Origin of the sequence: Aliiroseovarius marinus, from assembly GCF_004360145.1 — a bacterium.
Lineage (GTDB): Bacteria > Pseudomonadota > Alphaproteobacteria > Rhodobacterales > Rhodobacteraceae > Aliiroseovarius > Aliiroseovarius marinus.
The window spans coordinates 395,923-422,627 of sequence record NZ_SAIT01000003.1; the positions used below are offsets into that span (position 1 = coordinate 395,923).

The 26,705-nt window shown below is 59.0% G+C and carries 25 protein-coding genes and 1 tRNA gene; 12 read left to right on the plus strand and 14 right to left on the minus strand.

Annotation, left to right across the window (positions count from 1 at the left end):
• Nucleotides 1-67 precede the first annotated feature (67 nt).
• Nucleotides 68-535: a YbaK/EbsC family protein gene (locus tag EOL43_RS11665; protein ID WP_133488727.1), complete on the plus strand. Its 468-nt coding sequence runs from the start codon at nt 68-70 to the stop codon at nt 533-535.
• A gap of 3 nt (nt 536-538) precedes the next feature.
• Here the strand turns inward: EOL43_RS11665 and EOL43_RS11670 are convergent, their stop codons facing one another.
• Nucleotides 539-1,018, minus strand: a complete 480-nt coding sequence (locus EOL43_RS11670) for a MarR family winged helix-turn-helix transcriptional regulator (protein WP_133488729.1) — start codon at nt 1,016-1,018, stop codon at nt 539-541.
• Between the two features lie 133 nt (nt 1,019-1,151).
• Here EOL43_RS11670 and EOL43_RS11675 point away from each other — a divergent pair, with 133 nt between their 5' ends.
• From EOL43_RS11675 to ilvN, 6 genes are all read left to right on the plus strand, one after another.
• Nucleotides 1,152-1,682 carry a cytochrome b gene (locus EOL43_RS11675; RefSeq protein WP_205669547.1) on the plus strand — a complete coding sequence of 177 codons (531 nt, stop codon included), beginning with the start codon at nt 1,152-1,154 and terminating at the stop codon, nt 1,680-1,682.
• Between the two features lie 185 nt (nt 1,683-1,867).
• Entirely contained in the window at nt 1,868-2,389 is a 522-nt protein-coding gene (locus tag EOL43_RS11680) for a DUF2852 domain-containing protein (protein ID WP_133488732.1), read from the plus strand.
• 81 nt (nt 2,390-2,470) lie between these two features.
• Nucleotides 2,471-2,956 (plus strand): RDD family protein, encoded by a 486-nt coding sequence (locus EOL43_RS11685; protein ID WP_133488734.1) that lies wholly within the window; start codon nt 2,471-2,473, stop codon nt 2,954-2,956.
• Between the two features lie 100 nt (nt 2,957-3,056).
• Entirely contained in the window at nt 3,057-3,914 is an 858-nt protein-coding gene (locus EOL43_RS11690) for an arginyltransferase (RefSeq protein ID WP_133488736.1), read from the plus strand.
• A 393-nt stretch (nt 3,915-4,307) separates the two neighbouring features.
• Entirely contained in the window at nt 4,308-6,062 is a 1,755-nt protein-coding gene (locus EOL43_RS11695; protein WP_133488738.1) for an acetolactate synthase 3 large subunit, read from the plus strand.
• A gap of 13 nt (nt 6,063-6,075) precedes the next feature.
• Nucleotides 6,076-6,636, plus strand: a complete 561-nt coding sequence (ilvN, locus tag EOL43_RS11700) for an acetolactate synthase small subunit (RefSeq protein WP_133488740.1) — start codon at nt 6,076-6,078, stop codon at nt 6,634-6,636.
• Between the two features lie 291 nt (nt 6,637-6,927).
• Here ilvN and EOL43_RS11705 read toward each other — a convergent pair whose 3' ends face one another.
• From EOL43_RS11705 to pdxH, 5 genes are all read right to left on the minus strand, one after another.
• Entirely contained in the window at nt 6,928-10,635 is a 3,708-nt protein-coding gene (locus EOL43_RS11705; RefSeq protein ID WP_133488742.1) for a vitamin B12-dependent ribonucleotide reductase, read from the minus strand.
• Between the two features lie 694 nt (nt 10,636-11,329).
• Nucleotides 11,330-11,406, minus strand: a tRNA-Pro gene (locus EOL43_RS11710).
• A 72-nt stretch (nt 11,407-11,478) separates the two neighbouring features.
• Nucleotides 11,479-11,976 carry a DUF192 domain-containing protein gene (locus EOL43_RS11715; protein ID WP_240686540.1) on the minus strand — a complete coding sequence of 166 codons (498 nt, stop codon included), beginning with the start codon at nt 11,974-11,976 and terminating at the stop codon, nt 11,479-11,481.
• Nucleotides 11,973-12,509 carry a cold-shock protein gene (locus EOL43_RS11720; protein ID WP_133488745.1) on the minus strand — a complete coding sequence of 179 codons (537 nt, stop codon included), beginning with the start codon at nt 12,507-12,509 and terminating at the stop codon, nt 11,973-11,975. The genes EOL43_RS11715 and EOL43_RS11720 overlap by 4 nt, the downstream gene beginning before the upstream one ends.
• 123 nt (nt 12,510-12,632) lie before the next feature.
• Nucleotides 12,633-13,238 carry a pyridoxamine 5'-phosphate oxidase gene (gene pdxH, locus EOL43_RS11725; RefSeq protein WP_133488747.1) on the minus strand — a complete coding sequence of 202 codons (606 nt, stop codon included), beginning with the start codon at nt 13,236-13,238 and terminating at the stop codon, nt 12,633-12,635.
• A gap of 158 nt (nt 13,239-13,396) precedes the next feature.
• Here pdxH and fabI point away from each other — a divergent pair, with 158 nt between their 5' ends.
• Both fabI and gpt read left to right on the plus strand, forming a co-directional pair.
• Nucleotides 13,397-14,215, plus strand: a complete 819-nt coding sequence (gene fabI, locus EOL43_RS11730; protein ID WP_133488749.1) for an enoyl-ACP reductase FabI — start codon at nt 13,397-13,399, stop codon at nt 14,213-14,215.
• Nucleotides 14,216-14,226: 11 nt separating this feature from the next.
• The gene (gene gpt, locus EOL43_RS11735) at nt 14,227-14,748 is read left to right on the plus strand and encodes a xanthine phosphoribosyltransferase (protein WP_133488751.1); all 522 of its coding nucleotides are present in this window, start codon (nt 14,227-14,229) and stop codon (nt 14,746-14,748) included.
• A 66-nt stretch (nt 14,749-14,814) separates the two neighbouring features.
• Here the strand turns inward: gpt and EOL43_RS11740 are convergent, their stop codons facing one another.
• The 3 genes from EOL43_RS11740 to prfA all read right to left on the minus strand — a co-directional run bounded on the left by EOL43_RS11740 (nt 14,815) and on the right by prfA (nt 17,544).
• A complete protein-coding gene (locus tag EOL43_RS11740) occupies nt 14,815-15,399 on the minus strand; it encodes a DUF4167 domain-containing protein (protein WP_133488753.1) in 585 nt (194 codons plus the stop codon).
• Between the two features lie 244 nt (nt 15,400-15,643).
• Nucleotides 15,644-16,492, minus strand: coding sequence for a peptide chain release factor N(5)-glutamine methyltransferase (gene prmC / locus EOL43_RS11745; RefSeq protein ID WP_133488755.1), 849 nt, complete (start codon nt 16,490-16,492; stop codon nt 15,644-15,646).
• Entirely contained in the window at nt 16,489-17,544 is a 1,056-nt protein-coding gene (gene prfA / locus EOL43_RS11750; RefSeq protein ID WP_133488757.1) for a peptide chain release factor 1, read from the minus strand. Before prfA ends, prmC begins: the two co-directional genes overlap by 4 nt.
• Before the next feature lie 62 nt (nt 17,545-17,606).
• Here prfA and EOL43_RS11755 point away from each other — a divergent pair, with 62 nt between their 5' ends.
• Complete coding sequence (locus EOL43_RS11755) at nt 17,607-17,903, plus strand: hypothetical protein (protein ID WP_133488758.1); 297 nt, start codon at nt 17,607-17,609, stop codon at nt 17,901-17,903.
• Here the strand turns inward: EOL43_RS11755 and EOL43_RS11760 are convergent.
• From EOL43_RS11760 to EOL43_RS11770, 3 genes are all read right to left on the minus strand, one after another.
• Nucleotides 17,835-18,263: a DUF1499 domain-containing protein gene (locus EOL43_RS11760; RefSeq protein WP_133488760.1), complete on the minus strand. Its 429-nt coding sequence runs from the start codon at nt 18,261-18,263 to the stop codon at nt 17,835-17,837. The two genes, EOL43_RS11755 and EOL43_RS11760, sit on opposite strands and share 69 nt — an antisense overlap.
• A 147-nt stretch (nt 18,264-18,410) precedes the next feature.
• Nucleotides 18,411-19,373: an agmatinase gene (gene speB / locus EOL43_RS11765; protein ID WP_133488762.1), complete on the minus strand. Its 963-nt coding sequence runs from the start codon at nt 19,371-19,373 to the stop codon at nt 18,411-18,413.
• A 67-nt stretch (nt 19,374-19,440) separates the two neighbouring features.
• The gene (locus EOL43_RS11770) at nt 19,441-20,604 is read right to left on the minus strand and encodes a M20 aminoacylase family protein (RefSeq protein ID WP_133488764.1); all 1,164 of its coding nucleotides are present in this window, start codon (nt 20,602-20,604) and stop codon (nt 19,441-19,443) included.
• A gap of 50 nt (nt 20,605-20,654) precedes the next feature.
• Here EOL43_RS11770 and mazG point away from each other — a divergent pair, with 50 nt between their 5' ends.
• The gene (mazG, locus tag EOL43_RS11775; protein WP_133488765.1) at nt 20,655-21,482 is read left to right on the plus strand and encodes a nucleoside triphosphate pyrophosphohydrolase; all 828 of its coding nucleotides are present in this window, start codon (nt 20,655-20,657) and stop codon (nt 21,480-21,482) included.
• A gap of 95 nt (nt 21,483-21,577) precedes the next feature.
• Entirely contained in the window at nt 21,578-22,594 is a 1,017-nt protein-coding gene (locus EOL43_RS11780) for a Fe(3+) ABC transporter substrate-binding protein (RefSeq protein WP_133488767.1), read from the plus strand.
• Nucleotides 22,595-22,720: 126 nt separating this feature from the next.
• On the opposite strand, the gene EOL43_RS11785 is transcribed toward EOL43_RS11780, so the two are convergent.
• Both EOL43_RS11785 and uvrA read right to left on the minus strand, forming a co-directional pair.
• On the minus strand, nt 22,721-23,557 hold the full coding sequence (locus EOL43_RS11785) for a hypothetical protein (RefSeq protein WP_133488769.1): 837 nt from the start codon (nt 23,555-23,557) through the stop codon (nt 22,721-22,723).
• Nucleotides 23,558-23,671: 114 nt separating this feature from the next.
• Nucleotides 23,672-26,518 (minus strand): excinuclease ABC subunit UvrA, encoded by a 2,847-nt coding sequence (gene uvrA / locus EOL43_RS11790; protein WP_133488771.1) that lies wholly within the window; start codon nt 26,516-26,518, stop codon nt 23,672-23,674.
• Nucleotides 26,519-26,705: the final 187 nt, after the last annotated feature.

A 26,705-nucleotide genomic window follows, 5' to 3' on the forward strand; every position in this document is an offset into this window, starting at 1 on the left:
AAAGCAGCTTGCGACCATTAGACTTGACTGGATAGGGTCAGGCGAAACGTCAACGACAGGAGCCACCATGTCCAAAAGCCTGAAACGGGTCAAAGCCGCCTTGGAAGGCGCTGGCATTGCCACCGACGTGATCGAAATGTCAGACGGCACCCGGACCGCCGCAGATGCTGCCCGAGCATGTGGCTGCGAGATCGACCAGATTGCCAAGTCGATCATCTTTCGCGGCGAGACCTCGGGCCATGTGGTGCTGTTTTTAACCGCCGGGGGCAATCAGGTGGATTTCGAAAAGGCTTCGGCGTTGGCGGGCGAACCTTTGGGCAAGGCGGACGCCAAACTGATCCGCGCCGAGACCGGGTTTGCCATTGGCGGCGTGTCTCCGGTCGGGCTGACCAATCCGGTCCGCGCCTTCTATGACGCACGTCTGTTGGAGTTTGACGAAGTTTGGGCCGCCGCCGGTACGCCACGGCATGTCTTCCCTGCCGCACCCGGCGATCTCATCCGTATTTGTGGGGCGCAGCCGGACGATTTCACATGAGCCTCAACCGCAGCCCGAACCGGCAGCCTGGGTCAAAAGTGTGAGCAACCGCAGGAACTCGCGCTGATCATCGGGCGAGAGCTGGCTCAGCATCTCTTTGTTCTGCTCACCAATAATGTCAAAGATCGAGGGCATCAGCGCGCGGCCCTCGTCTGTCAGATACACACGATGCGTCCGCTTGGACTGTTCGTCCTGCCTGCGCGCAACCAATCCCTGCGCCTCCAACGCATCCAACGCACGCGACACCGTATAACCCGCGATCCGCAGCCCCTCGCCGATCTCGGTCTGGCTGGCACCTTCCTTTTCGGTCAGAGCCATCAGCACAATGAAGTGGTCCATCTTCAGCCCGTGGGCCTTCAGCCGCGCCTGCATCCGGGTTTCGGTCATGCAGGCCAAGCGCTGCAACATCCACCCAGCGCTGGTTGTACGCGTCTGATGCGCTTGATCGCACAGGGTTGGGTGTACAGAGTCTGGTTTGTTCATGGTCACATCTCGGCAGATTTATCTCGGCATTTGGCCACAACATAGGTGACAACATTTGCAATTGCAACTTTCCGCTTGCTATATTTGCAATTGCAAGTATCGTAACATCAGTATCCAGCGAATGAGAAAAGCCATGAAACGCTATCACCCCCTCCTTGTCGCCATCCACTGGCTTGTTGCCCTGATGATCATCATCGCCCTGGTCATGGGCTCGAATGTTCTAGCCGCCCTGCCCAATGATCACCCGGACAAAATGTTCAGCCTGCGCGGCCATATGTCGATTGGCATCATCGTCGGTGTTTTGATGATCGTGCGGCTTATCACCCGCCTGCGCAGCACGCATCCGCCGAAAGCCGATACCGGAAGCGGGATCCTGAACCTCGCGGGCACCGCGGCGCATTGGGTGCTCTACATTCTGATATTCCTAATGGTCGCCAGCGGCATCGGCATCTCGATCGGCGCCGGCCTGCCCGACATCGTGTTCTTCGGCGCAGACACGCCCCTGCCCGAGAGCTTTGACCACCTCGCCCCACGCGCAGTGCATGGGGTTATCTCGAAGCTTCTGGCCCTGACCATTTTGGCGCATATCGCGGGTTGGGCGTATCACCAATTCAAGCTGAAAGACGGGCTAATCAGCCGCATGTGGTTCGGTTCGCGCAGCTAAACACCCCCAAAACCCCCACGAAAAGCCGCCAGAGATGGCGGCTTTTTCCGTTTATATTCAGCGCCCTAATAAAATAATGTAAAATACTTTCACATTTATCCTTGAACCCACCCCAGAAACTCCCACATCTTAGTCATGTGAAAGGCATTCACATTCAACACATAGTCAGCACGATGGAGACCCTAATGAACACCGCCGCCCACACGACCCACTACGAAACCACCCCCCGTGGCTGGTTCTCTCGCGCCGAGGCGTGGCTGGATGCACGTGGTAAAGGCGCTTGGATCGCCACCATGGTCGTCAGCTTCATCCTTTTCTGGCCGGTCGGCCTTGCCCTTCTTGCATATATGATCTGGAGCAAACGCATGTTTTCGAAATCCTGTTCCCACCGCCGTCACCACGAAAGTCAGACTTGGCAGGACCGTCACATGTCGCACCGCCACGGGTTCGCAAGCTCGGGCAACACCGCGTTTGACGCCTACAAGGCCGACACGCTGCGCCGCCTGATGAGCGAACAGGAAGCCTTTGAAGCCTTCCTTGAGCGTCTGCGCGCCGCGAAGGACAAGTCTGAGTTCGACCAGTTCATGGAAGAACGCGCCGAGGCTGCTCGCAATTCGCATATCGACGAGCATGACATCGACGAAGACGTCGAGGACGTGGCCGAGGATGTCGAAATCCTGGATGAACCCAAGCGCAAAAAGAAGTAAAACAGGCAAGAGTTCGCCTTCCCCCCGGCCCTTCCCAAGGGGCCGGGTTCTGCATGACCCAAGAAAGATGCACCTACTGACATGACCCATTCTTATGATCCTCGCAGCAACTCCAACGGCGCAGGCCTTTGGGGATTGCCGGACCCGGACACTCAGGCCGAGTTCTATCAGGACGTGACGCTAAAGCGCCTGCTGGCGTGGGTCATTGACGTGGCTCTGATCGTCGCCATCTGCTTTGTCATCGGGTTGCTGACCTTCGGTATCGGCTTTTTCCTGTGGGGTCTGGTGTATCTGGCGGTTGGCTTTGTCTATCGCACCACCGCCCTGACCAATAAATCCGCAACCCTTGGCATGCGCCTGACTGCGATCGAGCTGCGCCGCCATGACGGGCAGCGCTTTGATCGCCAGACAGCAGCCCTGCACACGCTGGGCTATTACCTGTCGATGTCGACCGCTGTCCTGCAGATGATCTCGATCGTAATGATGTTCACCACAGCACGTGGTCAGGGTCTTGGCGACATGGTGCTGGGCACCGCGGCGATCAACCGCGCCGCCGAGCGTCGCTAAGCAAACAAAGCCCTCGTTTACCCTGACAGATTACGGGGGCTTGCCCGCAACCGCATGGTCGCGTTAGGCTCGTTCCGATTTGACATGATTACGAGAGACCATGCGCCACACACTTCCGCTTGCCCCTCAGTTCTATGTGACTGCTCCGCAGGAATGCCCCTATCTGGATGGGCGCATGGAGCGCAAGCTGTTCACGGCCCTTCAGGGTGAGCATGCGGAGACACTGAACGACACCTTGTCCAAGCAAGGGTTCCGTCGCTCGCAAAACGTCCTCTACCGTCCGTCCTGCGCTGAATGCTCGGCCTGTTTGTCTGCACGGATCCGCGTGGCCGACTTCAAGCCCAGCAAAAGCCAGCGCCGTACCTCAAAGCGCAACGCGATCCTTGAACGCCGCGCCCGTGCGCCGTGGGCCAGCGAAGACCAGTACGAGCTGTTCCGCCGCTATCTGGATACGCGCCACGCCGAGGGCGGCATGGCCGACATGGATGTGTTCGAGTTTGCCGCGATGATCGAGGAAACCCCGATCAAAAGCCGCGTCATTGAATATGCCGAGCGTGGCCCGGATCAGCATCCGGGCGATGACGCCACAGGCCCGCTGCGCGCGGTCTGTCTGACCGATGTTCTGGAAGACGGACTGTCGATGGTCTATTCCTTCTACGATCCCGACTGGCACCGCAAATCCCTTGGCACCTATATGATCCTCGATCATATCGAGATCGCCCGCGAGGCGGGCCTGCCCTATGTCTATCTAGGCTATTGGGTGCCGGGCAGCCCGAAGATGGATTACAAGGCCACGTTCTCGTCCATCGAGATCTACCGCGACAACCATTGGACCCCGCTGATCACGGACGAGGATTACTCGGCCGAGCTGCACCCCCTGTCCACCGATCCCATCGCGGAACAGGTCGCCAGCATCACCCTGCCGGACACCCCCAGCAAGGTGCATCGCGACGCCTGATTGGGTATGAAAGCCCTGTGATTTGCTGCAACTGCACGGCTTCCCGCGGCAAAAACGGCCAAAACTCAAACTCACGCGGCCTAAATTTCCACAAATTGCGCCCAGCCCACCCCAAAAAGACCGAATATTACAAAAAATTCGCCTCCGCGACATTTTCTACGCGCTTTCGCTGTTGACGCTCCCCTCCACCCCTCATAATGTCCCGCGCACATATTGAAGAAGCCTTCAAGGATCCCCTTGGGCAAGAACACGGGAAATACTGCAATGCGCAGCGTCCTAGTACTTGTTGGAAATTGGCGCATGGGCCGGTAACGGAACCATATTGGAACCCCATGCGCCCCCGAGATGATCGGGGGCTTTTTTGTGAGAAGCGCACGTGGAACGGAGAAGAAGATGACACGTCAGATGACCGGAGCGAAAATGGTAGTTCAAGCCCTGAAGGATCAGGGTGTGGACACAGTCTTTGGCTATCCCGGGGGCGCTGTCCTACCGATTTATGACGAGATCTTTCAGCAGAACGACATTCGTCACATCCTTGTGCGCCACGAACAGGGCGCCGTGCACGCCGCCGAGGGTTACGCCCGCGCGACCGGCAAGCCCGGCGTTGTTCTGGTAACCTCCGGTCCCGGCGCGACAAACGCGGTTACTGGTTTGACCGATGCGCTGCTGGATTCGATCCCTCTGGTTGTTCTGACCGGCCAGGTTCCGACCTTCATGATCGGCACCGATGGGTTCCAGGAAGCCGACACTGTGGGCATCACCCGCCCCTGCACCAAGCATAACTGGCTGGTGAAAGAGACTGACAAGCTGTCGGAAACGATCCATCAGGCGTTCCATGTGGCGACCTCGGGCCGTCCCGGTCCGACGCTGATCGACATTCCGAAGGACGTACAATTCGCCACCGGCGACTACACGCCGCCCGCCAAGACCGAAACCGGCCACTATCAGCCGCAGATGCGTGGTGACATCGACGCTATCACCGAGCTGGCCGAGCTGATGGAAACCGCCGAGCGCCCGATCTTCTATACCGGTGGCGGCGTAATCAACTCGGGCCCCGCGGCCAGCCAGCTTCTGCGTGAGCTGGTGGACGCAACTGGCTTCCCGATCACCTCGACCCTGATGGGTCTGGGCGCCTACCCGGCGTCGGGCGAACAGTGGCTGGGCATGCTGGGTATGCACGGCCTGTATGAAGCCAACATGGCCATGCATGACTGTGACCTGATGATCTGCGTTGGCGCACGTTTCGACGACCGGATCACTGGCCGCCTTGACGCATTCAGCCCGAACTCGAAAAAGGCGCATATCGACATTGATCCCAGCTCGATCAACAAGGTTGTGCACGTGGACCTGCCGATCGTTGGCGATGTAGGCCACGTTCTGGAAGACCTGTTGAAGGTCTGGAAAGCGCGCGGACGCAAGACCAACAAAGACGGTCTGGACAAATGGACCCAGCAGATTGCCGAGTGGAAAGAGCGTCGCTGCCTGTCCTATCGCAACACCGACGACGTGATCCAACCGCAATACGCGCTGGAACGTCTTGAGGCGCTGACCAAGGACAAAGACCGCTATGTGGCCACCGAAGTGGGCCAACACCAGATGTGGGCCGCGCAGTTCATGGGCTTCGAGGATCCGAACCGCTGGCTGACCTCGGGTGGTCTGGGCACGATGGGTTATGGCCTGCCGGCCTCGCTGGGCGCGCAGATTGCGCATCCGGACGCCTGCGTCATCAACGTGGCGGGCGATGCCTCGTGGCTGATGAACATGCAAGAAATGGGCACCGCCGTTCAGTTCCGTGCGCCGATCAAGCAGTTCATTCTGAACAACGAACGTCTGGGCATGGTGCGCCAGTGGCAAGAGCTGCTGCACGGCGAGCGTTATTCGCACAGCTGGTCGGAAAGCCTGCCGGACTTCGTAAAGCTGGCCGAGGCATTCGGCTGTAAAGGCCGTCAGGTATCTGACCCGGCCGAGCTGGACGACGCCATTCAGGAAATGCTGGACTATGACGGCCCGTTCATTCTGGACGTTCTGGTCGAGAAACACGCCAACTGCTTCCCGATGATCCCGTCGGGCGCACCGCATAACGACATGCTGATGGGCGAAGCCGAGACGCAGGGCGTCATCGGTGCCGCTGGCGCAACACTGGTTTAAGGAGGGCCTCTAAATGTCTGCACTAAAAATCAAAAAAGGCTCTTCCCGCAAGTCGGCCTATGACCTTCGCGACCCGAACTCGGACATCATTGAACGCCACACGCTGGCCTGCGTGGTGGACAACGAAGCGGGTGTTCTGGCACGTGTGATCGGTCTGTTCTCGGGCCGTGGATACAACATCGAAAGCCTAACCGTGGCCGAGGTTGACCACGAAGGTCACCTGTCGCGCATCACCATCGTGACCACCGGCACCCCCGCCGTGATCGAGCAGATCAAGGCACAGCTGGGCCGTATCGTTCCCGTGCACGAAGTGCATGACCTGACGGTTGAAGGCCCTGCGGTCGAGCGTGAACTGGCGCTGCTGAAAGTCGAAGGCGCGGGCGACAAACGCGTCGAGGCGCTGCGTCTGGCTGACATCTTCCGCGCCAACGTCGTGGACAGCACGCTGGACAGCTTCGTGTTCGAGATCACCGGCACGACCGAGAAGATTGACGCTTTTGCCGAGCTGATGCGCCCGCTGGGCCTGTGCGAAGTCGCCCGTACGGGTGTCGCCGCCCTGCCCCGCGGCGTATAAACCAGCGCTCAGAAAAAACAGACGCCCGGTTGCCGCTGCAACTGGGCGTTTTTTATTGGCCTTGCGCCTACGCCCACAATCCTGCGTCCGAAAAGAAAAACGGGGTGCCCGGCGGGCACCCCAGTTTCACTGATAGGGCTCATCATTTGTACCGCTCGGTTTAGTTGCCTGCGGCCCTACCTGTGTCGGGGGCAAGCGCACCTGCCCCATGTTAGGATGGCGGGCATCCCCCGTACCCACCCTAACCTTGCCCGGGCCGCCACTTGGGACACGGCGGCCCGAACGAAACCGTTAGCTACAGCCCGTGGTCGAGCCGCAGGTGTTGCACTTCATGCAGGTACCGTTGCGCACCAGCGTGTAGTTTCCGCACTCGCCACAGGGATCGCCTTCGTAGCCCTGCATCTTGGCCTTGGTGCGTGCATCAATGGTGTTCACGGTTCCGGTCGAGACCGAGGTCTCGGTCACCGACATCTCGACCACAGCGGTGTCGCCACCCGCCGTTTCCGGCACCAGAGTGTTCAACGTCGCCACCGGATCAGTTCCGGTCAGAACCGTCCCGCCCGCTTCGGCTCCGCCCTGCAGCACCACCAGTTCTTGCGGCAGACGCTTACGCAGATAGCCGGTCGAGCTGATTTGTTTCAGCACTTCCAAGGACTTAGTGGCGGCGGTCTCGGACGGCTCCTGTACGTTGGATACGCCCTCTTCCTCGCCTCGGCCCAGATCGTCGAACGTGGCCCCTTGCGGTTTCACATGTGCCAGATCGGTGCGGTCCAGATAGGACACGGCCAGTTCGCGGAAGATGTAATCCAGGATCGACGTCGCGTTCTTGATCGAGTCGTTGCCCTGTACCATGCCCGCCGGTTCGAACTTGGTGAAGGTGAAGGCGTCCACGAACTCTTCCAGCGGCACGCCGTATTGCAGGCCGACCGACACGGCGATGGCGAAGTTGTTCATCATCGCACGGAAGCCAGCGCCTTCCTTGTGCATGTCGATGAAGATCTCGCCCAGATTGCCGTCTTCGTATTCGCCGGTGCGCAGATAGACCTTGTGGCCGCCGACGATGGCTTTCTGCGTATAGCCCTTGCGGCGCTCGGGCAGCTTCTCGCGGCCGCGCGCCACTTCTTTGATCACCACCTTCTCGATGATCTTCTCGGCCAGCGTCACGGCTTTCTCGTGGGTCGAGCCCGAAGCCAGAATTTCTTCTGCTTCCTCGTCATCCTCGACCAGAGCCGCCGCCAAAGGCTGGCTCAGCTTCGAGCCATCACGATACAGCGCATTGGCCTTCACACCTAGCGACCAGCTGAGTTCGTACGCCTTCTGGCAGTCCTCGATGGTGGCGTCATTCGGCATGTTGATCGTTTTCGAGATCGCACCCGAGATGAACGACTGCGCCGCGGCCATCATGTGGATGTGGCTGTCAACACTCAGGAAACGCTTGCCTTTTTTGCCGCACGGGTTGGCGCAATCGAAGACGTTGTAATGCTCTTCCTTCAGGAACGGCGCGCCTTCAAGCGTCATCGTGCCCAGAACGTGGTCGTTCGCGGCTTCGATGTCCTTTCGGGTGAAGCCCAGATGACGCAGCAGGTTGAACTCGGGATCGTTCAGCTTGTCCGCCGGGATGCCCAGAACGTTGGTGCAGAACTCTTCGCCCAGCGTCCACTGGTTGAAGACAAAGCGGATGTCGAAGGCCGATGGCAAGGCCGCCTCGATCTTCTCGATCTCGTTCTGACCAAAGCCGTGGCCGATCAGCGTGGTATGGTTGATCGCAGGTGCGTTGCCCATGGTGCCGTGACCGACCGCATAGGCGATGATCTCTTCGATCTGTGCGCTGTCATAACCCAGCTTTTCAAGCGCGGCAGGCACCGAACGGTTGATGATCTTGAAGTAGCCGCCACCGGCCAGCTTCTTGAACTTCACCAGCGCAAAGTCCGGCTCGATCCCGGTCGTGTCACAATCCATCACCAGACCGATGGTGCCCGTCGGCGCGATCACGGACACCTGCGCGTTGCGATAGCCATGCTTTTCACCCAGCGCATAGGCTTCGTCCCACGCGCCCATGGCCAGATCGACCAACTTGGCATCGGGGCAGTTTTTCAGGTCCAGCGGAACCGGTTTCACAGCCAAATCCTGATAACCTTCGCTGGCGCCGTAAGCTGCGTTGCGGTGGTTCTGGATGACGCGCAGCATGTGGTCCTTGTTGCGCTCATAGCCTTCAAAGGCGCCCAGCTCGCCCGCGATTTCCGCCGAGGTCGCATAGGCCACACCGGTCATGATCGCGGTCAGCGCGCCACAGAGCGCACGGCCCTCGTCACTGTCATAGCCATAGCCCATGTTCATCAGCAGGCCGCCGATGTTGGCATAGCCCAGACCCAAGGTGCGGAAAACATAAGACAATTCCGCGATCTCTTTCGACGGGAACTGCGCCATCATGACCGAGATTTCCAGCGTGATGGTCCACAGGCGCGTGGCGTGCATGTAATCTTCGGCCTGGAATTGACCATCCTTCAGGAAGGTCAGCAGGTTCATCGAGGCCAGGTTACACGCGGTGTCGTCCAAGAACATGTATTCCGAACAAGGGTTCGAGCCGCGGATCTGGCCGTCTTCCGGGCATGTGTGCCACGCGTTGACCGTGTCGTGATACTGGATACCGGGATCAGCGCAGGACCATGCGGCGTGGCCGATCTGCTCCCACAGATCACGCGCCTTGATGGTCTTGGCGACGGTGCCATCGGTGCGGCGGATAAGCTCCCAATCGGCGTCGGCCTCAACAGCTTTCAGGAAGCTGTCGGTCACGCGGACCGAGTTGTTCGAGTTCTGGCCGGAGACGGTGGCGTAAGCCTCTGAATCCCAGTCGGTGTCATAGGTCGGGAACTCGATCGAGCCAAAGCCCTGCTTGGCGTAATCCAGTACGCGCTTGACGTAAGCCTCGGGAATTGCAACCTTTTTCGCTGCGCGCACCGCGTCCTTCAGCGTCTCGTTGGTCTTCGGATCATAAGCATCTTCTTCCTTGCCGTCCCATGCGCGGATGGCGGCGAAGATATGGTTCAGATGCTGTTCGTGCATCTTCGAGCCAGCGACAAGCGAGGCCACCTTCTGCTCTTCCTTAACCTTCCAGTTGATGTATTCCTCGATATCCGGGTGGTCGGCATCGACGATCACCATCTTGGCCGCACGGCGGGTGGTGCCACCCGACTTGATCGCGCCAGCAGCGCGGTCACCGATTTTCAAAAAGCCCATCAGGCCCGAGGATTTGCCACCACCCGACAGCGGTTCATCGGCCGCACGTAGGGACGAGAAGTTGGTGCCGGTGCCGGAACCGTATTTGAACAGACGTGCCTCGCGGACCCACAGGTCCATGATGCCGCCATCGCCCACCAGATCATCACCGATCGACTGGATGAAGCAGGCATGCGGCTGCGGATGCTCATAGGACGACTTGGAACGGGTCAGTTTGCGGGTCTTGTGGTCGACATAATAGTGGCCCTGTGCCGGACCATCGATGCCATAAGCCCAGTGCAAGCCTGTATTGAACCACTGGGGCGAGTTGGGCGCGGCACGCTGGCTGGCCAGCATGTGGCGCATTTCGTCGAAATAGGCACGGGCGTCTTCTTCGGTGGTGAAGTAACCACCCTTCCAACCCCAATAGGCCCACGCGCCTGCCAGACGGTCAAACACCTGCTTGGCCGACGTTTCGCCGCCGAAGCGTTCCTCTTCGGGCAGATCTGCCATGGCCTTTTCATCGGGGACCGAGCGCCACAGGAATTCGGGAACGCCTTTTTCCTTCACCTTCTTCAGGACAGCGGGGACCCCCGCCTTACGGAAGTATTTCTGCGCAATCACATCCGAGGCCACTTGGCTCCAGCTCGTGGGGACTTCGCATTCGTCCAGTTTGAAGACGATGGTGCCATCCGGGTTGCGAATTTCTGATGCCGTGGTGGTAAACTCCAGCTCGGAATACGCGCCCTGCCCCGATTTTGTGAATTTGCGTTCAATCTTCATTGTGCCCTGTCCAGTCCCTTTAGTCGTCCCCTGCGGCCCGTCAGCGCAAGAGATCTGCCCTTTTCCATCAAATTCGTGCTAGTCGAAGTGGCTGCGGATAGGACACAAGAATACCGCCGAGCGCCGCACACTTTCAAAGTGTCGCACCCTTGAGACTTCAAAATCGAAGCATGGTCCCCTGTTTTCACCCTACCAACCGCGAGCCACTATATATTGTGGCCCTTTCGACTAGCCCCCACAATCTGGCGTAGACCGCCCTATACCGTCAACGACAAATTCAAAGATATCCCCAACTCTTTTCTGTTGACGCAGGTGGTCGTTCGCCCACCGGAATGGCACCTGATTGATTCTCGGTTAATACTACCTTTGCGTGTATCCTTATTTTACTAGCAAATTGGCCCGCTTACGTACCGAACACAATATGTTGCTTGAAGTGACATGTATCACCACAAGCCATAGCGTAAAAAATGAGCGCTCTTCGATGCTGCATTACAGCATTGTTCTGTTTCGCAAATCGCGCCGCGAATCTGCGCGTACTGGATGCCTGCAACCGCCGAAATCCGACTCAGTTGAGGGCATCTTGGTTAGCGGATTGAGGGTGTGTTGCGGGGATCCAATCGCCGCGAGGCCACCATATATAGTGGCATCCTCCGCCATGCGGAGATCTCAAACGACGAACTCTTTTCAAGAAGAGTGGTCGGGACGGCAAGATTCGAACTTGCGACCCCCTGTACCCAAAACAGGTGCGCTACCAGGCTGCGCTACGTCCCGAACGCCCCCTCCTTACCGATGTGCATCAGCAATGAAAAGAGAGAAATCCCGACAAAATGCAATGTTGGTCGATTAATCCGAAACGGGCGCGTCACATGGCCAGACTGCCACGTCCTGATCAAAAGCCGGGTGCTGCAGTTCGCTATCCTCACCGATGCCAAATCGCGCAGCCAGCCCGCCATTTATTTCCAGCACAGCGCTAACGCCCGGCCCACCGTCGATCAGGGTTGTATCATGAGGGATCGCGTTTTCATGAATGCGGGAAACTGATCCATCGGGGCGAATGAACAGCATGTCGAGCGGGAGGAGCGTGTTCTTCATCCAGAAACCGACCTGCTGCGGTGCCTCGAACAGAAAGAGCATGCCGTGGGTCGTGGGCATGGTTTCGCGAAACATCAACCCTTGCGCCCGTTCATTAGGGTCGTCGGCGACCTCGATCGTGAAGGACGCCTGCCCCCACTCACCGCGGATCGAGATGCGATCAAGCTGGCAATCCGAAGCCAGAGCCCCTGTTGCGCCGACACCTGCGCAACACGCAATCACGGCCGCGCGCAAGAAGGAAAGGGTCAAGAAGCGGATCCGTCGTCGACAGCAGCATCCCACGCATGCACGGACACCGCCATTTTGCCGCGCTTACCATCGGCCGCGCGAATGCTGATCGCCTCGCCCGGTTGCAGGTCCGCAAGTCCCGAGCGGCGCAGGACTTCGATATGCACAAAAATGTCTTCAGAGCTGCCGAAAGCATTGGCAAACCCAAAACCTTTGGCCTTGTCGAACCATTTTACACGGGCAGGCTCCATATCGCCGATGCTGTCGGGATCGACCAGCCCTTCCACAATCTCTTCCAGCTGATGAACGCTGTCCCCTTCCGGGGGCGCAATCGACAAGACGCTGATGGCTTGAAAGCCACGATCCGTGGCCTGAACGGTGATTTCGATGCTAGATCCGTCGGCGACAGAGCTTTGGCCAAAATTGCGTAACACATTGGCATGTAACAGAATATCTGCCCCACCTTCATTCGCAACCACAAACCCGAACCCCTTGTTCGGATCGAACCATTTGACCTGCCCTTGCACCACCTCAGGCGCTTGGGCGTCACCCATCTGCGACATATCAACCTCTAGCACATTTCGTCCCCATGTTTACTATTGGGGCGTTTGCACGGACGACGCAAGCCCTCCGGCCCTGTATTTTTGGATAGGTAGAGCCAAAAAGCAGCAATATTTTCAGGGATTCAGGCGCTCAACCTTCCAGTTTTGATCCTGCCCTGACAGCGACCAACGAAAGCGATCGTGCAAACGGAATGCACCATCTGCCCAAAACTCGATTTCACTCGGCTGGATGCGGTATCCCCCCCAGAACTCTGGTCGCTGCGGCGTCGGCCCATGCTGCGCCGTCACCTTTGCCACCTTGGCCATCAAGCTGGCGCGCGACGACAACGGCTGGCTTTGCTTGGACGCCCACGCCCCCAGTTTGCTTTTCAGGGAACGCGACGCAAAGTAATTGTCCGCCTGCACCCCTTCTTCCCGCGTCACGGTTCCACGAACGCGAATTTGGCGCCTCAGGCTTTTCCAATGCATGACGAAGGCAGCCTTCCCGCTCTGTTCGATTTCCTGCGCTTTGACCGAGCCGTAATTCGTATAGAAAACGAACGCATCATCCTCGATGTCTTTCAACAGCACCATGCGCGCATTCGGCAAACCATCCGCATCGACGGTCGACAGAGCGATTGCATTTGGATCATTCACCTCGCTCTTCTCAGCTTCAGCCAGCCAGTTTCGCGCAATGACAAACGGATCATCGCCCGCAAAAATTCCGTCACGTTCAGACATTTGCATTCCCTCTCACTCGGTTCATCTTCGCACGAACCCACAAGATACCTTGGCCAAATCCCGCCATTTCACAAGCACATAGCGCCATGCCGGACTTGAAGACGTACCGTCAATCGCCTAAACGGTCTTAACGCAGTATCTCGGGACGAGGAATATTTATGTCGACCGAATTGATGAAGGGGAAGCGCGGCCTGATCATGGGTCTCGCGAATGATAAATCCATTGCATGGGGAATTGCGAAGGCCTGTTCCGACGCTGGCGCCGAGCTTGCCTTTTCCTATCAGGGTGAGGCCCTGAAAAAGCGGGTCGCACCGCTGGCTGACCAACTTGGGTCGGACATTGTTCTGGAATGCGACGTGGCAGATCAGGCATCGATTGACGCGCTATTTGCCGCCTTGGAAGAGAAATGGGGCAAGTTGGACTTCATCGTCCATGCCATTGGTTTCTCGGACAAAAACGAACTTCGCGGTCGCTATGTCGACACCAGCCCGGAAAACTTCCGCATGACCATGGACATCTCGGTTTACAGCTTCACCGCTGTTGCGCGCCGCGCGGCCGATCTGATGACCGATGGTGGCTCGATGATTACCCTGACGTACTACGGTGCCGAGCAGGTGATGCCGCACTACAACGTCATGGGCGTGGCCAAAGCCGCGCTGGAGGCCTCGGTACGCTATCTGGCCGAGGATCTGGGCAAGGACGGCATCCGCGTGAACTCGATTTCCGCAGGTCCGATCAAGACGTTGGCTGCCTCGGGCATCGGTGATTTCCGCTATATCCTGAAATGGAACGAGCTGAACTCGCCCCTGCGCCGCAACGTATCGATCAACGACGTGGGCAACTCGGCCCTGTATCTGTTGTCGGATCTGGGCGCGGGTGTGACCGGCGAAACCCACCATGTCGATGCGGGCTATCACGTGGTCGGCATGAAGGCCGTCGATGCCCCCGACATCGACGTGACCACCGGCCGCAAGTAAGGAGCGACCCCATGAGCGATCACCGTTTGCCGCACGAAAAAGGTTTTCATATCAGCTGGGATCAGATCCACCGCGACAGCCGTGCGCTGGCGTGGCGTCTGGACGGTCAAGGTCCGGATGATGGTGCTTGGCGCGCTGTCGTTGCGATCACCCGTGGCGGCATGGCCCCCGCGATGATCGTCAGCCGCGAGCTGGACATCCGCACCGTGGATACGATCAGCGTCAAATCCTATCACGCGGGTGGCGGCAAAGCCGATCAGCAGCGCGATGCGCAGGTCCTGAAATCCCCCGACCCCGAACTTATGGGCGACGGTGAAGGCGTGTTGATCATCGACGATCTGGTCGACAGCGGAAAAACGTTGGAGCTGGTGCGCGAGATGTACCCAAAGGCACATTTCGCAACCGTTTACGCCAAGCCCAAAGGCCGCCCGCAGGTGGACACGTTCATCACGGAAGTCAGCCAAGACACGTGGATTTTCTTCCCGTGGGACATGGCGCTGCAGTATGTAGAGCCCTATCGCGGAACGGACTAAGCCCTTCTGATAGAAACAAAAAACCCCGGCCAAGCCGGTTTTTTTTATGGCCAGTTAGATGGCGTATTACTCGGCAGCTTCGCCCGACGGATCTGTTACCTCAGGCGCAGGTTTAGCGTCTGCCGCCGAAGCCTCTTCTTTACGGGCCGGCTTGCGCGGCTTGCGGGCGCGGGTCGGCTGGCGGCGCGGTTTGCTTTCAGGCGTCTCGACCAGACCGTTGTCATCATCGCCGGCAATATCAGGCTGCGGTGCGTCGGCCAGATCAGGCTGCGCGCCCTCGCCCGGCACGGGCTGTTCGGCGGCTGCATTGGCCTGAGCCTCGGCACGTTCGGCACGGGCGTCTTTTTCGCGTTGCTGGCGTTCACGATTCTGCTGGTCGGCCTGCTGACGACGCGCCTCGATTTCACGCTGCGCTTCGCCCAGAAGGCGGGTGTAGTGTTCGGCGTGCTGCTGGAAATTCTCACCGGCCACACGGTCGTTCGACAGGAATGCATCGCGTGTCAGCTGGTTGTATTTGTCGATAATCTGCTGCGGCGTCCCGCGCACCTTACCTTCCGGGCCCGAGCTATCATACACACGGTTGATGATGTTCCCCGGGTTATTCCGGTTGCGGTTCGACTTGTTGCGCGAACGTGATTTCGACGATCTCATAAGTAAGTATCCGGTCTCAGCACAGTCTTGCGGCCATCGCCGCGCTGTTGTCTCGGTCAAGGGCTGCGTGGCAGCCGGATGATCCGATTTTTAGGGCTTGTTCCCAGCGGCGGTCCAAGTGGACTGCGGCGCTGATACCTCTAACAACCATGTGCCCCGGAAAAACACAAGCCTTATATGGATTATTTGCCCGATTTGGCGGCATTTTGCGTCAATTATCGGGGTTTAGGACCCAGACTGAAGGTTACGCCCATTGAAACCCCGAGGCCGCCACGACGCGATCTTTCCCTGCCAGATCCTGATGGACCGTAACATCCGAAAACCCGGCAGAGCGACAAAGCGCGGACACGGCGTCACCTTGCAGATGTCCGATTTCAAGCAGCAACCGCCCATCCATGGCCAGATGGTCCGGCGCGGCTTGGGTAATGACCCGATAAGCGTCCAGACCGTCTCCACCGGGGGTCAGCGCCATATGCGGCTCCCACGTGCGGACCTCGGGCGATAGCTCAGCCATTTCATCCTGCGTGATATAGGGCGGGTTCGAGACAATCAGGTCAAAGCGCGTTGTGGCCTCAAGAGGGGCGAACCAGCTGCCTTCATAAAACGTGACACGATCCTGTACGCCAAGCTTCCTGGCATTTCGTCGGGCAACGTCCAGCGCCTTTTCGGATAGGTCCACCCCCTGCCCTATGGCTGCGGAACGTTCCGCCAGCAAAGACAACAGGATACAGCCCGAACCTGTACCAAGATCAAAAACCGTTTCAAATGGCGCCGACAGGGCAAGATCAACCAAAAGCTCGGTATCCGGGCGGGGATCCAGCACGTCGGGGGTCACAATAAAATCCCGCCCGTAAAACGCGCGCTGTCCGACGATTTGCGCGACGGGCTGGCGTTTGAGGCGGGCCTCGATGGCCCGCTCGAACGCATCTGCCTGATCGGGCGTTACGTCATCATGCATCACCAAGGTCAGGCGGCTGCGCTCCACCCCCAGCGCAAAACCCAACAGAACGCGTGCATCCCGCGCCGGATCATCGATCCCGGCCTCGCGCAACCGCGCGACGGCCCCAGCCAGCAGCACAGCCCCGGTCGTCACGCGTCCAGATCCGCCAGCTGCGCGGCTTGGGCTTCAGCGGTCAGCGCGTCCACGATCTCGTCCAGATCGCCGCCCATAATCTGATCCAGCTTGTAAAGCGTCAGGTTGATGCGGTGGTCGGTCATGCGGCCCTGCGGGAAGTTATAAGTCCGGATCCGCTCCGAGCGGTCGCCCGATCCGACCTGAGACTTCCGATCCGCCGCGCGTTCGCTATCGACCCGCTGGCGTTCCAGATCGTAAAGCCGCGTCTTCAGAACCTGCATCGCGATCTCGCGGTTGCGGTGCTGTGATTTCTCGGAACTGACCACCATGATGCCTGTAGGCAGGTGGGTAATGCGCACAGCCGAATCCGTCGTGTTCACGTGCTGACCGCCCGACCCAGACGCCCGCATCGTGTCGATCCGCAGATCACCGGGCTCGATCTGAATGTCCACGTCCTCGGCTTCCGGCAGCACGGCGACCGTCGCGGCCGAGGTATGGATCCGACCACCACTTTCGGTTTCCGGTACGCGCTGCACGCGGTGCACGCCACTTTCATACTTCAACCGCGCGAACACACCCTCGCCCTTCACGTGGACGGTGACCTCTTTGATCCCCCCAAGCTCGGATAGGCTTTGTTCAACGATATCAAAGCTCCAGCCGCGCGATTCTGCATAGCGTTGGTACATCCGCAGAAGGTCGCCTGCGAACAAGGCCGCCTCGTCCCCGCCCGTACCGGGGCGGATTTCGATCATGGCCGGGCGCGCATCGGCTGCGTCCTTCGGCAACAGCGCCAGCCGCATGGATTGCTCCATCTCGGGCAGGCGTTCGCGCAGGGCGGGCAGCTCTTCCTCGGCCAATTCCCGCATGTCGGGATCGTCCATCATCAGCTCGGCCTCGGCGATGTCATCGAGAAGCTGCTGATAGCTTGCGATTTCATCCACCACCGGCTTCAGCTCGGCATATTCGCGTCCAAGCGCTGCTATTTCATCGCCCGATAGGCCCTCGGCCATACGGGCTTCGAGATACTGAAAGCGCTCGGTGATCGCGTTGAGTTTTTCCATAGGAACCATGGGGATGGTGTCTATGATTACGGGAGTTTGGTCAAGGGGCGCGGGCGTGCTAGACTGCGCCCATGACGTATCGTTTCGTGTTTCTTCTTGCGGTACTGGCCACCCCGGCTCAGGCCGATGTGACCGGGCCCGGCGGCAAGGTGATTGATTGCTATTGCACCGACAGCACGGGTGGCCGGGTCGAACTGGGCCAGTCGATCTGCCTGTTCGTCGATGGGCGCGCCTTCATGGCCCGCTGCGAGATGAGCCTGAACGTCCCCATGTGGCGCGAAACGGGTAAAGGGTGCGTGTCAGCGCAGGGAACCCCGCAGCGCTTCGTTCCATTGCCCGACCCGGTCACGATTGACCCCAAGATCTGATTTCCCAATCACCAGATGTGCGTGGATGTGCAGGTTGTCATCCTCCAACCAGATCCGCGTGATATCGGGAAAACCAAAGCCACGCGAGCGGGTGACAAAGCTGTTGCCGTATTCCGTTGCGACTTCGGATGTGCGTGGGGTTTGACGCACGACATCTAGCAGCTTGGACATCGCATCCTTGGGCAGATCGGACAGGGGCAGCACGTATTTGACCCCGCCAGGCAGCGTGTGGATGCCCGCCTGATCTGGTCCGGGCGTCGAGGCGAACCTGTCTGCATCAATCGGGGAAAGCCGCGCATAGAGTGCGAGGGCTGCGGCAAGAGCCACGGGTACGGCGGCGATGATCAGGATCAGTTTCACGGGAGCTCCTTGGGCGATGTCGGCCAGATATAGGTCGGATACGCGCCGAAACAGCCCCCGGATCAGAATGACATGGCGTCAAGCAGGACGCGCCCGAAACGGGGTAAACCGATCCGGGCGCTGTATGCTATTCTATTGAAAGAAAACCTATTTGCGCTTGTTGTAGGCCCAGAGGTTCAAGATCTCCATCGCGATATGCGCGCCGGCAATTGCGGTGGCGCCGGTCGTGTCAAACGGAGGGGACACCTCGACCACATCGCCGCCCACCACGTTGATCCCAGCCAGATCGCGCAGGATGATCGAGGCTTGGCCCGACGTCAGACCGCCCCACACGGGCGTCCCCGTTCCGGGCGCAAAGGCCGGGTCTAGACCGTCGATGTCGAAGGTCAAATAGGTCTTGTTGTCACCCAGAATGGACTTGATCTTTTTGACCACGGCGGCGGGGCCGGTTTCATGCACCTCGCGCGCGTCGATGATGTTTACACCCAGCGTGTCTTCGTTGGTCGTGCGGATCCCCACCTGAACCGAACGGCTGGGATCAATCAAACCCTCTTTCACCGCCTTATAGAACATGGTGCCGTGATCCACGCGGCTCATGTCGTCATCCGGCCACGTGTCCGTGTGCGCATCAAACTGCAACAGGCTGAGCGGCCCATGCTTCTTCACATGCGCCCGCAGGATCGGGAAGGTGATGTAATGATCGCCGCCCAGCGTCAGACACGCCGCGTCTTGGTCGAGGATCGAGGTGATATGCGCCTCAAGAACCGCCGGAAACTGGTCGATACGGGCGTAGTCAAAGGCCAGATCGCCGTAATCCGCGACCGCAAATTCTGACAAGACATCGAAGCCCCAGCCATAGGCCGGATCAGGCGATTGAAGGCTCGACGCATCGCGAATGGCGCGTGGGCCAAGGCGGGTTCCGGGGCGGTTTGTTACCGCTTGATCAAATGGAATCCCCGTAACGGCGATGTCTACATCCGACAGGTCCTTGGTGTAGGTGCGACGCAGGAAGGATCGCACACCCCCAAAGGTGTTTTCAAAGGAAAGCCCTTTAAATCCTTCGCGTGTGATCGCGGTATCCACCTGTTCGGCGGCGTCTTCCAATGCCATTATGACCTCCTTGTTTGGAGGATCCCTAGCACAGGTTACCGCACGACGCCAGCAATTTGATCATATTTTATGCGACAGGATTTAACCGCTCGACCAGACGGGCGAAAAAGCTGGATCCATAGGCTGCGACCTCGTCATTGAAGTCAAACTTCGGGTGATGCACCCCCGGCCCCTCGCCCTGCCCCAGGAACAGATAAGCGCCGGGGCGTTCTTCCAGCATGTAGGCAAAATCCTCGGCCCCCATTTCGCGCCCCGAGGCATCGTCGACGCGGTCTGCCCCCGAAATCTCACGCGCGGCATCGGCCGCCTTCGCCACCTCTGGCGCAGTGTTGATCATCGGCGGGTAGCCCAATTCATAGTCGATATCGACCGAGACACCGAAACTGGCGGCGTGCCCCTCCAAAATCTCGCGAATCCGGGTTTCAACCATCTTACGCACCTCAGGCGTGAACGAACGGATCGTCGCCCCAAACCAGCCGCTTTCTGGGATGACGTTATCGGCCGTGCCCGCGTGGATTTCCGTGACCGAGACCACAAGCTCATCGAGCGGACGCAGGTTCCGGCTGACGATGGTTTGCAGCGCCTGCACCATCGCGACCATCGCCGGGATCGGGTCCACGCATTCATGCGGATAGGCACCGTGGCCGCCCACCCCGGTAACCGTCACACGCAGCGTGTCCACCGCCGCCATCATCGGGCCGGGCGTGGTGACGAAATGACCCAGCTCGATCCCCGGCATGGTGTGCAGCGCGTAGACCTCGGCAATGTCGAAACGCGTCATCATGCCTTCGTCGCACATATACTTGGCGCCCCCGAAATTCTCTTCGGCGGGCTGGAAAATCAGAGCGACCCGCCCCCGGAAATTCCGCGTCTCGGAGAGATAGCGGGCCGCCCCCAGTAACATCGTGGTGTGCCCGTCATGGCCGCAGGCATGCATCAGCCCCTCATTCTGCGAGGCATAGTCGAGCCCTGTCAGCTCCTCCATCGGCAAAGCATCCATATCGGCGCGCAGCCCGATGGTCGGCCCATCCCCCTGCCCGTTGATAATCGCCACCACGCCCGAGACGCCGATTTGCGGGTGGATCTCATCCACGCCGAATTCCCGCAGGCGGTCGCAGACAAACGCCGCCGTCTGGTGACACTCCAACCCAAACTCGGGGTTCTGGTGCAGATGACGGCGCCAGCCCTTCATATCTTCGTCAAAATCAGCGATACGGTTGATAACAGCCATCGGGCCCTCCTGAATTGGGTCGAAGGTTTCCTGAATACGGGGCAAATGCAATGACCAAAACGTCCGACCAGCTTGTGCACGACCCAAATGGCGGCATGGACCGCCTGCGCGAGATCATGCGCCGACTGCGCGATCCCGAAACGGGCTGTCCGTGGGATATCGAGCAGGAGTTCCGCACAATCGCACCCTACACGATCGAGGAAGCCTACGAGGTCGCCGACGCGATCGAGCGCGAGGCTTGGGACGAATTGAAGGGTGAGTTGGGCGATCTGCTGTTCCAATCCGTTTTCCACGCGCAAATGGCCGAGGAAAAGGGCCTGTTCAGCTTTGACGACGTGGCCGACACGATGTCTGACAAGATGGTGGCGCGGCACCCCCACGTGTTTGGGGACGAAAACCGCGACAAGTCAGCCGAACAGCAAACCCGCGACTGGGAGACCATCAAGGCCGCCGAACGTGCGGCGAAAGCCCAGCAAGGCGTCTTGGATGGGGTCGCCATTGGCCTGCCCGCCCTGCTGCGCGCGGTAAAGCTGCAAAAACGCGCCGCGCGTGTCGGCTTCGATTGGCCCGAGATCAGCATGGTTCTGGACAAGATCACCGAAGAAGCGCGCGAAGTGGCCGAGGCCCGCGATACGTTGGGACAAGACGAGCTGCGCGAAGAAATCGGCGATCTGCTGTTCGTCGTCGCCAACCTTGCCCGGCATCTGGATGTCGAGCCTGAGGAAGCGCTGCGCCACGCCAATGCCAAGTTCGAACGGCGCTTTAAAGGAATCGAGCGCCGGCTGGCCACCGCGGGAAAGACACCTGAGCAATCCAATCTGGAAGAAATGGACGCGTTGTGGGAGGCCGAAAAAGCCGCCGAACGCGCTGCAGAGTAACCTGCGACATTTTCCCCGATTATTTTAATCAGGTATTGACCCGAAAGAAAGACTCGGGTTTAAGCGCCCCATCGAAACCGAAGGAGATCCGCGCGATGAAATCTGTTCGCACGCTTGCCATGGCCCTTGTTGGCGCCACAGCCCTTACCCCCGCCGCCGCAAGCGCTGACGAGGTGAATGTTTATTCTTTCCGTCAGCCCGAGCTGATCCAACCCCTGATGGACGCGTTCCAGGAAGACACCGGCATCACGGTGAACGTGGCCTTCCTGAAAAAAGGCGTTGTTGAACGCCTGCAGGCCGAAGGCAAACGCAGCCCCGCTGACCTGATCATGACGGTCGACATCTCGCGTCTGGCAGGCGTGGTCGAAGCGGACCTGACCCAGCCCGTGCAGTCGGACGTTCTGGAAGCCAACATCCCCGCGGCGTACCGCGACCCGGGCGACCAGTGGTTCGGCCTGACCTCGCGCGCACGGATCGTTTATGCCTCGAAAGACCGCGTGGCCGAGGGCGAAGTTACCACCTATGAGGACCTTGCCGACCCGAAATGGAAGGGCCGCATCTGCACCCGTTCGGGCACCCACAGCTATACGCTGGGGCTGGTCTCGGCCCACCTGACCCACCATGACACGGCCGCGACCACTGCATGGCTGGAAGGCGTGAAAGCCAACCTCGCCCGCAAGCCGCAGGGCAACGACCGTGCGCAGGTCAAAGCGATCTGGGCGGGCGAATGCGACATCTCGATCGGCAACACCTACTACATGGGCAAGATGCTGGCCGATGAAGAGCAGAAAGAATGGGCCGACAGCGTAAACGTCATCTTCCCGGTCTTCGAAGGCTCGGGCACTCACGTGAACCTGTCGGGCATGGCGTTGGCCAAGCACGCGCCGAACAAGGACAACGCCATCAAACTGATGGAATTCCTGTCCTCGCCGAAAGCGCAGGAAATCTATGCCTCGCAGAACTATGAATACCCGATCGCGCCGGGAACGCAGGCAGATGCGGTGGTGACCAGCTGGGGTGAGTTCACCGCAGACGGCGTGAACCTGATGGACGTGGCCGGCAATCGCGCCGAGGCCCTGAAGCTGGTGCAACAGGTCGACTTCGACGGCTAACGGCTAACACGCTTCACGTAGCAGATCAGGCCCGGCCATCGCCGGGCCTTTTTCGTCGAGCCATCGACCAGCCTTTGCAGACAAACCTGCGTAGACCCAGACGACCTGAGGTCTGGGATCACTGCTTCAGAATTCTAAGAACGTGATGCCTGCGTGATTGCGCAGTGTAGCAAGATCAGCCTGATACCGATCCTTCAACATGGCGGCCTGCTTTGGCGCGAACTTGGCAAAAGGCTGTTCTGCCTGACCCTCTGCAAACGCGTCTCGGATCGCCCAGGACGCCTCTTGCGTCAGCTCTTCGCCCGCATGTATCTGCCGTTGGCATTCAAATAACGCATTGTCGGTAAAGCTGCTGTTTACCCAAGTTTCAGGGCGCTTCATGCCCGTGACGTCCAGCGTCGGACACAGCTGCTTTAACAACGCCAGATCATCACGATCGCGACCGTAGGTGACAACGAACAAGCGTTTCGGCTTCAAAGTGTTCAGGATCTGATCAACAACCTTTGGCCAGCCCCCTTCAAATCTGGTTTGCACCGGCGCGACCTCTGGAAACGCTGGCAGCGCAAATCTTTCGGCCCGTTTTCGAAAAGCGGATTCAAATAGAGTGTCATAAGGTCGGACCATCAGAAGCAAATTTCCAATTGCATTTGGAAACAAGGCCTTACGTATAATCTCCATCCGCAAAGGCACATCTGGATAAAACGCGCCCAGCTCAAACGGCGCCATCCCCCCCAGCATGTTCTCATCAGAAATGATGGCGTGCTTGCTGCCCTCTGCTTTCACAAATGGGGCGAGCTCTGACCGGATCTCTGCGATGTGCTGCTTGACCCTTGCTTTGCCTTTCGCAAAGGCTTGATGGCGCACGCGCAAGTCGAGGTTTCCGTTTGGAATGTCGCCCCGCCCGGCAAAACCGACGCGGACACCCTGCGCCAGAATCGCGGCACTATTCTCACCCAGCATCATCTGGAATGTGGTCGACCCAGTCCGGTGCGCACCTAGGTGCAGGTGGACCTCTCCAAACAGCTTTGCCCGCAAGACTTCACCTCCGACACGGATTTCGCAGAAACCCTCAGCCCCTTACAGCATATCCTTCAGATAGTGCCCGGTGTGACTTTCGGCGACCTTCGCCACTTGCTCGGGCGTGCCTTTGGCCACCACCGTACCCCCGCCATCACCGCCTTCTGGACCGATATCGATGATGTGGTCCGCTGTTTTCACGACGTCCAGATTGTGTTCGATCACCACGACCGTGTTGCCCTGATCCACCAGCTCATGCAGCACCTCAAGCAGTTTGCGCACGTCCTCGAAATGCAGGCCGGTGGTGGGCTCGTCGAGGATATAGAGCGTCCGTCCGGTCGAGCGTTTCGACAGCTCTTTGGACAGCTTCACGCGCTGCGCTTCGCCCCCTGACAAGGTCGTCGCCTGCTGGCCCACCTTGATATAGCCCAACCCCACACGCATCAGCGCATCCATCTTGTCTCGGATCGAGGGCACCGCCTGGAAGAACTCCTGCGCGTCCTCGACAGTCATATCCAGAACATCGGCGATGGACTTGCCCTTGAAGGTAACTTCAAGCGTTTCGCGGTTATAGCGTTTGCCCTGACAGGTCTCGCAGGTGACATAGACGTCGGGCAGGAAGTGCATTTCGATCTTGATGACACCGTCGCCCTGACAGGCCTCGCACCGCCCACCCTTCACGTTGAAGCTGAACCGGCCCGGCTTGTAGCCGCGGGTCTTGGCCTCGGGCAGCCCGGCGAACCACTCACGAATAGGCGTGAAGGCACCGGTATAGGTCGCGGGGTTCGAGCGCGGCGTACGCCCAATGGGGCGCTGGTCGATGTCGATCACCTTGTCCAGATGCTCCAGCCCCTTGATGGTCTCACAGGGCGCGGGCGTCTGGCGCGCCCCGTTCAAGCGCATCGAGGCGGTTTTGAACAGCGTCTCGATGGTTAGCGTGGATTTGCCGCCGCCTGACACGCCGGTCACGCAGACAAATTTGCCCAGCGGGAAGTCGGCGGTCACGTTCTTCAGGTTGTTCCCCGTGGCCTTCTTCACGGTGATCTTCTTGCCATTCCCCTTTCGCCGCGTCTTCGGCACGGCAATCTCGCGTACGCCCGTAAGATACTGACCCGTAATCGAATTCTCATTCTCGGCAATATCCGCGGGCGTGCCTTGGGCAATGATTTCGCCCCCATGCACCCCGGCGCCAGGACCGATATCCAAAACAAAATCTGCCTCGCGGATCGCTTCCTCGTCATGCTCCACCACGATCACCGTATTGCCCTGATCGCGCAGGTTTTTCAGCGTAGTCAGCAGTCGGTCATTGTCGCGTTGGTGCAATCCAATGGACGGCTCGTCCAACACATAAAGCACGCCCGTCAGGCCCGAGCCGATCTGGCTGGCCAAGCGGATCCGTTGGCTTTCGCCGCCCGACAGCGTGCCCGAATTGCGGCTGAGCGTCAGATACTCCAGACCCACATTGTTCAGGAACCCCAGACGTTCGCGGATTTCCTTCAGGATCGCACGTGCGATCTCGTTCTTCTGGGCGCTTAGATGGTTCGGGGCGTCTTCGACCCAGGCCAAGGCCTCGCGGATCGACATCTCGACCACCTGCCCCACATGGAGCAGCTTGTCACCCGAGCCGATTTTCACCGCCAATGCCTCGTCCCGCAGGCGATAGCCACCACAGGCGCCACATGGGCGGTTGTTCTGATAGCGTTCGAACTCCTCGCGGATCCAGTTCGAATCTGTCTCGCGATAGCGGCGCTCCATATTGGGGATAACGCCTTCGAAACTGCGCGTGACCTCGTAAACGCGACCACCCTCGTCGAACCGGAACTTGATCTCTTCTTCACCCGAGCCATAGAGGAACACCTGCTGCACATGGGCAGGCAGGTCTTTCCACGGCGTGTTCTTGTCGAACTCGTAATGTTTCGCAATCGATTCAATCGTTTGCAGGAAATAGGGCGACTTGCCTTTGCGCCACGGGGCAAGCGCCCCGTCATAGACTTTCAGTGTCGCGTCCGGCACCACGAGCCGTTCATCAAAGAACAACTCTTTGCCCAGCCCGTCGCACTCCGGACAGGCCCCGAAGGGGGCGTTGAAGGAAAACAGGCGTGGCTCGATCTCGGGAATGGTGAAACCGCTTTCCGGGCAGGCGAAGTTTTCCGAGAAGGTGATGACCTCAGGGTCGCCTTCACGCGGAGCGGTCTCGAAATGGGCAATCCCATCCGCCAGATCCAGCGCGGTGCGGAAACTATCGGCCAGACGTTGCTCCATCCCTTCGCGCACCACCACACGGTCTACGACGACGTCGATATTGTGGCGGTATTTTTTATCGAGCGTCGGCGGCTGGTCCAGCTCATACATCTCGCCATTCACTTTGACGCGCTGGAAGCCCTTCTTCTGAAGCTCTTGAAATTCCTTGCGATATTCGCCCTTCCGGTCGCGCACGATAGGGGCGAGCAGATAGGCGCGTGTGCCCTCTTCCATCTGCATCACGCGGTCCACCATATCCTGCACCTGCTGCGCTTCAATGGGCAGACCAGTAGCCGGCGAATACGGCGTCCCTGCGCGCGCAAACAGCAAGCGCAAATAGTCGTAGATCTCAGTCACCGTACCAACGGTCGAACGCGGGTTTTTGGACGTGGTTTTCTGTTCAATCGAAATGGCCGGAGACAGACCCGCGATGTGATCCACATCGGGTTTCTCCATCATATCAAGGAACTGGCGCGCATAGGCCGAGAGGCTTTCCACGTAACGCCGCTGCCCTTCCGCATAGATCGTGTCAAACGCCAAGGACGACTTGCCCGAGCCCGAAAGACCGGTGATCACCACCAGCTTGTCGCGCGGGATATCCACGTCAATCGACTTCAGATTATGCTCGCGCGCGCCGCGGACCTGGATTTCTTTCAACTCGGCCATTCTGACCCCCAATTCACACTTCCCTAACGGTTAGGGCAAAGGCCGCGGCGAGACAATCGAAAAGTTAGAACATTACAGGAACAAGCTGACAGCCACTGACGGGATTGACTTAACATTCATATTATTGAATATTTAATCCGTGAAAGAGTTGATCTGCGCGCGCTGTCCTCTATATCCCTTCTCAAGA